The sequence below is a fragment of the Actinophytocola sp. genome (genome assembly GCF_036002505.1).
Classification (GTDB): Bacteria; Actinomycetota; Actinomycetes; order Mycobacteriales; family Pseudonocardiaceae; genus DASYTH01.
Genome location: NZ_DASYTH010000445.1, coordinates 1 through 8,458 on the forward strand (window position 1 = coordinate 1; position 8,458 = coordinate 8,458).

General features: G+C 72.6%; 7 protein-coding genes. 4 read left to right on the forward strand and 3 right to left on the reverse strand.

Annotated features, from left to right (window positions below):
- A partial coding sequence (locus VGR06_RS39450) for a virginiamycin B lyase family protein (protein ID WP_327564350.1) occupies positions 1-864 on the forward strand: 864 nt, incomplete at its 5' end.
- Between the two features lie 220 nt (positions 865-1,084).
- Here VGR06_RS39450 and VGR06_RS39455 read toward each other — a convergent pair.
- Positions 1,085-4,237: an SdrD B-like domain-containing protein gene (locus VGR06_RS39455; RefSeq protein WP_327564351.1), complete on the reverse strand. Its 3,153-nt coding sequence runs from the start codon at positions 4,235-4,237 to the stop codon at positions 1,085-1,087.
- Between the two features lie 165 nt (positions 4,238-4,402).
- On the opposite strand from VGR06_RS39455, the gene VGR06_RS39460 reads away from it, so the two are divergent.
- Complete coding sequence (locus tag VGR06_RS39460; RefSeq protein WP_327564352.1) at positions 4,403-4,879, forward strand: helix-turn-helix transcriptional regulator; 477 nt, start codon at positions 4,403-4,405, stop codon at positions 4,877-4,879.
- On the opposite strand, the gene VGR06_RS39465 is transcribed toward VGR06_RS39460, so the two are convergent.
- Together VGR06_RS39465 and VGR06_RS39470 are read right to left on the reverse strand one after the other, a co-directional pair.
- Positions 4,816-5,961, reverse strand: a complete 1,146-nt coding sequence (locus VGR06_RS39465) for a hypothetical protein (protein ID WP_327564353.1) — start codon at positions 5,959-5,961, stop codon at positions 4,816-4,818. The two genes, VGR06_RS39460 and VGR06_RS39465, sit on opposite strands and share 64 nt — an antisense overlap.
- A complete protein-coding gene (locus VGR06_RS39470; protein ID WP_327564354.1) occupies positions 5,958-6,569 on the reverse strand; it encodes a sigma-70 family RNA polymerase sigma factor in 612 nt (203 codons plus the stop codon). Before VGR06_RS39470 ends, VGR06_RS39465 begins: the two co-directional genes overlap by 4 nt.
- Positions 6,570-6,922: 353 nt before the next feature.
- Between VGR06_RS39470 and VGR06_RS39475 the strand changes: the two genes are divergently transcribed.
- Both VGR06_RS39475 and VGR06_RS39480 read left to right on the forward strand, forming a co-directional pair.
- Complete coding sequence (locus VGR06_RS39475) at positions 6,923-7,633, forward strand: sulfite exporter TauE/SafE family protein (protein WP_327564355.1); 711 nt, start codon at positions 6,923-6,925, stop codon at positions 7,631-7,633.
- A 121-nt stretch (positions 7,634-7,754) separates the two neighbouring features.
- On the forward strand, positions 7,755-8,458 hold a 704-nt coding region (locus VGR06_RS39480; protein ID WP_327564356.1), incomplete at its 3' end, for a GTP-binding protein.

Below are 8,458 nucleotides of genomic sequence, written 5' to 3' on the forward strand. Positions count from 1 at the left end.
GGCGCCGGCCCGCACGACGTGGCCCCGGCCGTCGACGGCGGAATCTGGTTCACCGCACAGCGCGCCGGCTACCTCGGCCACCTCGATCCAGCCACTCGGGCGGTGACCCAGGTCGGGCTCGGCCAGGGGTCCCAGCCGCACGGCGTGATCGTCGGCGCCGACGGCGCCGCCTGGGTGACCGACAGCGGGACCAACGCGATCGTCCGGGTGGACGGCACCAGCCGCGCGGTGCGCAGCTTCCCGCTGCCGGCCGACCGGCCGGACGCCAACCTCAACACGGCCGCGTTCGACGGGCAGGGCGTGCTGTGGTTCACCGGGCAGAACGGGATCTACGGCCGGCTCGACCCGCGCACCGGCGACCTGGCCGTGTACCCGGCGCCCCGGGGCCGCGGCCCGTACGGCATCACCGCGACACCGGCCGGCGAGGTGTACTACGCCTCCCTGGCCGGCAACCACATCGCCCGCATCGACACCACCACCGGCGCGGCCACCCCGATCGACCCGCCGACCGCCGGGCAAGGCGCCCGCCGGGTGTGGTCGGACAGCCGCGGCCTGATCTGGGTCAGCGAGTACAACGCCGGACAGGTGGGCCGCTTCGACCCGGCCACCGGACAGTGGAAGGAATGGAAGCTACCCGGCCGCAGCCCGCAGACCTACGCCGTCTACGTCGACGACCGGAACCGGGTGTGGGCCAGCGACTTCGGCTCGAACAGCATCGTGGGCTTCGACCCGGGCACCGAACGGTTCACCACGGTCGCCCTGCCCGCCGGCGCCGGCAGCGCCCGCCAGCTACTCGGCCGGCCGGGCCAGATCTGGGGCGCCACCTCCGGCAAGGACACGCTGTTCGTCATCCACACCGGATGACGGTAGGTGACCGCCACCCCGATCAGGCCGAGCCGGACCGACGCGTCGTGGCCGTAGTGATCTCGCGGACTCCGGCCCCACGCCCGCCGTGGATCCGCTGGTAGATGGTGCGCCATTCGCAGGCCGGCGAGGAATGGCGGCACCTGCTCGGCAAACGAACGGACCAGCGGATGGGCCCAGTCGAGGATCGGCGTTGGATCAAGGCTGCCATCGCCCCAGGTCATCTCGTCATCGTGCGCCGCCGGCGAAGGAGCAGCAGGGCCAGGCCGGCGGTGAGTGCGGCCAGGGCGATGAGCAGGACGTCGAGCACCTCGGCGCCGGTCGCGGCGAGGAGGTTGGTGAGGGCGGCCGCGGCGGGGGTGACGACGCCCTGCGGGAGCAGGTCGGGCGGGGCCTCCGGGTCCTCCTGCTCCGGGCCGGGGACGACGTAGACGTCGTAGAAGTCGGGGCGGTTCTCGTCGCCGTAGACCTGGAAGAAGCGGTAGCCGGGGCCGTCGAACTGCCAGGGGCCGACGATGCGGAGCTCGTAGGGGTAGGCGGGGAGGTCGGCGAAGAGGTAGCGCCCGCCGGGGTCGGTCGTGGTTCTGGCCACCACGGCGCCGGTGGCGCCGTCGACGAGGACGAGCTTGACGCCGGGTAGGCCTTCGCCTTCGGTGAAGCCGTTGTGGTCGCGGTCGTAGATCACCCGGCCGCCCCCGGTGCCGACGGCGCCGGGAACCCGTGCCGTGGCGTGCGCGGTCGGGCTGCGGTCCAGGGGATAGACGTGATCGAGCCCGAAGTCGCATTCGACGATGACGTAGCCCCGGGTGCGCGACCCCTCGGGCACGGTGTCCCAGACGTCGATCGCGCGGGTCTCGCCGGGGCCGAGGGTGACGGCGGGGCCGGTCATCCAGCCGTCGTCGCCGATGTCGACCCAGCCCGGACCACCCGAGTAGATCTCGTTGCCGAAACCGGGGCCGGTGCAGAACGTCGTGATCCCGGTCAGGGTGGCGGGACCGCGGTTGGTGAGGGTGAAGGTCATGTGCGCGACCTCGCCCTCGGCATAGCTGCCTCTGGTGAAAGCGATCGAGGCCTGCAGCACCTGGAACAGCGGGCGGTCCAGCCGGATCTCGATGTCGCCGTCGTCCCGCTCGTCCACGGTGATCATGCCGTCCGGCGGGGTCCAGCCGGCCGGCAGTTGGTAGGTGGCGAAATATTGGCCGGTCGGGATGTCCGGGAAGGCGAACCGGCCGTGCGTGTCGGTCACGACGTCGAACTGGCTGTCCGGAACCCCGCCGTGCAGGGAGATCCGGATCCGTTCGAGTTCCTCACCGGCGTCGCGGATGCCGTTGCCGTTCCGGTCGCCGTACAGGATTCCGGAGTACGAGCCGCGCGTGGCGGTCATCGGCACGATCGTGCGGAATCTGTTGTTCCACGGGTTCACGTCACCGTTCGTCGGTTCGACCCAGATGCCGAAGGCGAGCGCGCCGGCATAGGCTTCCGCGACCTTTCCGGTCAGTTCGGCCGTCCGGGTCTCCCCCGGCTCGATCCGCACGCCCGGCAGCAGGAAAAGCTCCCCGAGCGGGGTGGAGTTGCAGTTGACGCCGGCCGGCCCGCCGCACGCGAACGCGTGCACGCCTTCGGCCGCGGCGTCACCGATGTTCGTCACGGAGACCCGGACGTTGACCACGTCACCGGAGTTGTAGGCCGGCTTGTCGAACGCCGCGAACGCCTTGAGGTTGGGCAGATGGTTCTCCCGTTCCGTGCCGGGCACGACCGGGTAGTTCTGCGAGAAGTTCAGCGGGACCGCCGCGACCCGGAACTGGAACCAGTTCGTGCCGAAACGGGGTTTCCACAGGCCGTCCACCCGGAGGTCGTAGGTGCCCGGCGGCAGCCCGTCGACGGTGAACCCGCCATCGGCGTCGGTGACCGGGCGGGCGACGGCGGCACCGGTGTCCTGGTCGGTGAGCACCAGGGTGGCACCCGCCAGCCCCTCACTGGCGTCCGGCCAGCCGTTGTCGTTGCTGTCCTGGAAAACCTGACCGTGACCGCCGGTGGGGGCACCCAGCACCCGGGCGCTGATGTCGCCGTAGGCCCGGTCGTTCTGGAAGTACCCGTCGGCGCTGAACGAGCAGGACGCGGACACCTGGCCGAACGGCGCCGCGGCCGCCGGCACGGTCTCGGTGGCGGTGAACGATCTGGTCACCGGTGGCCCGAACCCGACCGGCGGCCCGGGCGGAATCGTCACTCCCGGCCCGCCCTCGGCGAGCGGCCCCCACCCCGGCCCGCCGCGGAGCATGCCAGCACTGGCGAGCGTGTCGGCGCAGTGCGCGATGACCCCGGTGAGCGGCTGCTCGCCGCGGTTGCTCAGCAGGACGGTGACGTGCACGGTGTCGCCGACCTGGTAGGTGTCGCGGTCGAACCAGAGGGTCGCCTCCAGCACGCTGGCCAGGCTGCGCGTCGCGGGCAGGGACAGGTTGGCGTACCGGGCGGTGTCGTCGATGGAGATCTGGTCGATCCGGCCCGCGGTCGGGCTGCCGACGGTCCACGGATACCCGGCGTCGAACCGCGGCGAGTACCGGCCGGTGGGGATGCCGGTGAAGGAGAACCTGCCCTGACCGTCCGTCGTCTGGATGAGCTCGCGCGCGGGAAGCCCGCCGGACAGGCGGACCGTCACGCCGGAAAGGCCGTTCTCGCCCGAGTCGCGGTGACCGTTGCGGTTGTTGTCGGTGAAGATCGTGCCGCCGTACCCGCCGACGCCGTCGACCAGCGTCGCCCGCGCGGTGGAGCTGTTGTCGTCGCCGTTGGCGTCGCCCGGGGCGGGGTACACGCCGAGACCGACCATGATCACATGGTCGGTGGCGGATCCGATGTGGCCGGTCAGCTCCACCGTGCGCGTCTCCCGGGCCCGGACCAGGATGCCGGGCGCGGCCAGCGCACCGAGCGGGTCCCCGAAGTTGACGTCGCCCCAGCTCGAGCCGGTGACGTTCGGCGCGTCGACGTCGCTCCGGTTGGTGAGCGTGACGGCGACCTTCACCTGGTCGCCGCCGAGATACCGGGCCTTGTCGAACGCCAGGGTCACCCGGAGATCCGGTAACCCCGGAGTCACCGGAGGTGGCGCCGGCGGGGGCGGGTCCGGCACCGGGAAGGCCGGCGGGGGCGATTCGGTGATCGTCGGCGCCGGTTCGGAAGGCGGGGGCACCGGTGCGGTCGTGGTGGGCGTGGGCTCCGTGGTCGTCGCCGGAGCCGGCTCGGTGGTCGTGGTCGGGGCCGGCTCGGTCGGCTCCGGGTCGTCGGCGAAAGCCGGCACCACCGGCAGCGCGCCCAGGAACGCGAGGACCAGTGCGAGGACGCCGAGCCGCACCGGCAGCGGACGTGTGTTGAAGCGGGCCACCCAGTTCTCCCGTGATACGAAAGCCGGCGCTCATCATGGCAGCGCGCGGCGCCGGGCAACAGGAAGAAACAGCCGCGGATTTCTGCCTGTGAGGTTTTCTGGCGCCGAGCGTCTTGAAGTTGCGAGCGCACTGTGTGGGCGGTGCCGGCCCTAGGGGGTGGAGCGGTGGATGGTTCGTTTGCCGGCCTGGTTCGGCGAGCGCGGCATGCGGCGTGGATGACGCAGGAGCAGCTTGCGGAGAGATCGGGCTTGAGCCCGCGGACCATCCAGGCGATCGAGCGGGGGAAGGTGAGCCGGCCGCACCGCGAGTCGGTACGGCTGCTGGCCGAGGCGTTGGAGCTGCGCGGAGCGGACCGGGTGGCGTTCGAGGCCGCGGCGCGCGGGGGCACCGTGCGGCCGGTGGACGCGTGCGGTGCCTGCCGGGACCACCCGTGCTCCTCGCTCACCGACGTGGCCGCCTGCCTGGCCCGGCACCTGCCGGAGACCGGTCTCGGTGAGCGGGTCGACCTGCGCGGGCTCGGGCACACCGCGGACCCGGCGATCGTGCTGGCCCGGCTGTTACGCGCGCTCGGGATCGACTACGGATTGGCCGGGTCGCTCGTGCCGAACCACACGTTTCCGGTCCAGACGTTGCCCGCCTGACCGGGGTTCCAGCCGCTCACCGCGGGATCGTCCGGGCGGGTGCGGCGAAACTGGTTGCCCGTGACCCGGATGTCGTGCGAGCCACCGCCGGACGGGGCCCAGAGGAACGTGAGCTGGTTGTTCTCGATGGTCACGTCGGTGACCGGGCCGTCCTGGTCGGTGACCTCCAGCGCGGCGCCGAAGTTGTTGTGGCGCACGGTGAGCCGCGCCGTGTTGCCGTTGGTGACCACCCGGGATCCGTTGCCAGGCAGGTAGTTGTCCACGATCGTGACGTCGGTGGTGGCCACCACCGCGTAGCTGACGTCGTGGATGTGGCTGCGCTGCACGGTCAACCCCGAGGCCTGCTGCAGGATCCCGATCTGGCCACCGGTGATCTCGCTGTCCTCGACGCGCAGCCGGGGCGCCCGCTGCTGGATGGTGCGGTTGGCCTGGACCCGCCGCAGGGTCACGTCGGGTGCGTCGACGTAGATCACGCCGCTCACCCGCATGTCGGTGACGAGCTCGCCGGCCTGCGTGACGTGCAGGTCGCCGGCGTGGCTGGAAAGCCTTGTGCCGGACGGAATGCCGGTGTTGCCGGCGTCCGGCCACTCGGCCAGCGGGCCGCGCGCGGGCGCCGGGGCCGCCGGCCCGGCCGGACTGGCGGACTGCAGTCCGCCCGCTGACCCGGGCACGGTGCCCGGCCCGCCGGGCACCGGCTGCGTGCCGGACGGGGCGCCCGGCGCGGAGGCCGAGGTCGGTGGGACGGCGGACAGGGACGGCGACGGCGGCAGGTTGATGATCGTCTCGATCTTGTCCGGGTCCGGCTCGGGGGCGTCCGGCCGGTTCGCCGCAACCACGCCGACCACGCCGGCGGTGGCGGTGGCGGCGACCCCGGCGGCGAGCACCCGCAGCCAGGGCCGGCTGAGCCGGCGGAACCAGTCGCCGCGCCGGAAGATCCGGGCGGCCCGCCGGCCCTTGGCGGGCGCGGCCCCCTTCGCCCGGTCGCGCCAGCCGGCGCCCACCTCGGCCGGCGGCTCGACGTTCTCGAACAGCACCCGCAACGCGTGCTCGTCGAACGGTTCGGAGGTTCGGCTCATCGTCATCGCGCCGCCTCCACGTGCCGGCGCAGCCGTTGCAGGGCGCGCTTGGTGGCCACGGTCGCGGCGTGCTCGGAGATCCCGAGTACCTGGCCGATCTCGGCGAACGGCAGGCCGGCGGCAATCCGCAGACCGATCAGGGTGCGGTCCCGGGCGGACAGTCCCCGCATCGCGGTCACCACCTGCTGCAGCTCGTCGCGCGTCACCACCTCGCCCTCGACGTCCACCGACCGGTCCTGCTCGGACTCGCCGCCGAAGAACCGGGCCAGCAGAGCCGATCGCCGGGAGTGCCGCCGGCGCTGGTCGATGATCTCGTTGCGGGCGATGCGGAGCAGCCAGGGCAACACCACGCCGTCGCGCAGCCGCACGCCCGGGTACGCGGCGAAGGCGGCGGCGAACACCTCCGCGGTGAGATCGTCGGCATCGCTGGCGTTGCCGACCTGGGACAGGCAGTACCGGTACACCCGGATCGCGTACTCCCGGTACACGCGCTCGAACGAGGGCAGGGCGGCCGGGCCGTCGTCGCGTTCCGGCTCCGGGCTGCTCACCGCGGTCCCGGTGAGCGGCGCCGAATCCGGCACGTCCACGAACGCCCCGTCCGCCAGGATGACCACCGCCGCTCACCACAAACCGCGCAACCCTTGCACAGGCGTGCCACAGTGAACAACGCGCCAACCGGTGGAACCTCACACCCGGATTCTCGCCGGGCGCGGGCGAACCGCAGAAGGCGGCGACGACCCCCGGAAGCCGGGTCACCGGCCCGCCGCCGACCTCTGCGGAACCCCCCGTCCTCGTTCCAGCGACCAGCCTGGCAGCCCGCACCCGTTGTGCACCACGAAGAAACCCGGCAACTTCGATCTGTCCAGGATCGGGCCAAATACTTGACAGATGATCGCGGCGGCGAGCAGCATCTTTCTCCGCGGTTCTCCCCGACCGCCCACTGCTGTGCGTGGGAGGGTGGCGGGGAATGCTGACGGGCGCGTTGATGGCGGGCGCGGCGTTCGTGGCGGGGGTGCTCAACACGGCGGGCGGCGGCGGCGCGATCCTGTCGTTCCTGGTGCTCACCGGCGCCGGTGTCGCCCCGCTGACGGCCCACGCCACCAACCAGTTCGTGACGCCGCTGAGCTTCGCCAGCGCGGCCTTCCGGCTCCGCGGCGCGCGCCCGCGGGTGGCTCCGCTGCTGGCGGGGTGCGCCGGAACCGTTGCGGGAGTGGCGATTCTGGCGTCGGTGCCGCCTGGGGCGTTCCAGGCGGTCGCGCCGTGGGTGCTGGTGCCGGCCGCGGTCCTGGTCGCGGTGCAGGGGCGCGACCCGGTGCGGCACACCGGCCGGTCGGTGTCGCTGGCCGCCATGCTGGGCTGCGGGGTCTATGCCGGGATGATCGGCGTCGGCACCGGCACGCTGGTGCTGGTGGTGCTGGGTCTGGCTGCGCCGGGCCGGTCGCTGAACCGCCTTCTCCCGCTGCGCAACGTGCTGTGCCTCGGGATGGCCGTCGTGGTGGCGGGCGCCTTCGCCCTCACCGGCCTGGTCGACTGGGCGCTCGCCACGCTCCTCGGCGGGCCCGCGGTGCTCGGCGGCATGGTCGGCACCCGGCTGGTCGGCCGGCTCCCCGATCCCATGCTGCGCACCGGCGTGGTGCTCACCGCCACCGCCGGCGCCGCCTGGCTGCTGCTGCGCTGAATTCGGTTGCCCGGCCGGCTGGCCGTCTGCTGGACTGACGTGAACCCAAGCGAAGGAGAGCCGATGCGAGCCGTTGTGTCCGCCCCGGAAGGAGTTGCCGCCTACCACGAGGACATGACGTTTGAGCACGCTCAACTTGGGCATCGTCGCACATGTCGACGCCGGTAAGACCAGCCTGACCGAGCACCTGCTGTACGCCGCCGGGGCGATCGAGCGGCGCGGCAGGGTCGACGACGGCAGCACGCAGACCGACTCGCTCGCGCTGGAGCGCCAGCGCGGCATCACGATCAAGTCGGCGGTGGTGTCGTTCGCCATCGGCGGGGTCACGGTGAACCTGATCGACACGCCCGGGCACCCGGACTTCATCGCCGAGGTGGAGCGGGTGCTGAGCGTGCTCGACGGCGCCGTGCTGGTGATCTCTGCGGTGGAGGGGGTGCAGGCGCAGACCCGGGTGCTGCTGCGGGCGCTGCGCCGGCTGGGCATCCCCACGCTGATCTTCGTGAACAAGATCGACCGCGGCGGCGCGGGGTACGCGCGGGTGCTGCGGAGCATCGCCGCGAAGCTCGCGCCGGGGATCGTCGCGATGGGCTCGGTGTCCGGGCTGGGCACCCGCGGCGCGGTGTTTCACCCGTTCGGCGCCGGGGACACCGGCTTCACCGACCGGCTGGTCGACCTGGTCGCGGACCACGACGACACGTTCCTGGCCGCGTACGTGCGGGACGAGTCGGCCGCGTCGTACCGGCAGCTGCGCGGCTCGCTCGCCGGGCTGACCGGGAAGGCGTTGGTGCATCCGGTGTTCTTCGGCTCGGCGATCACCGGCGCGGG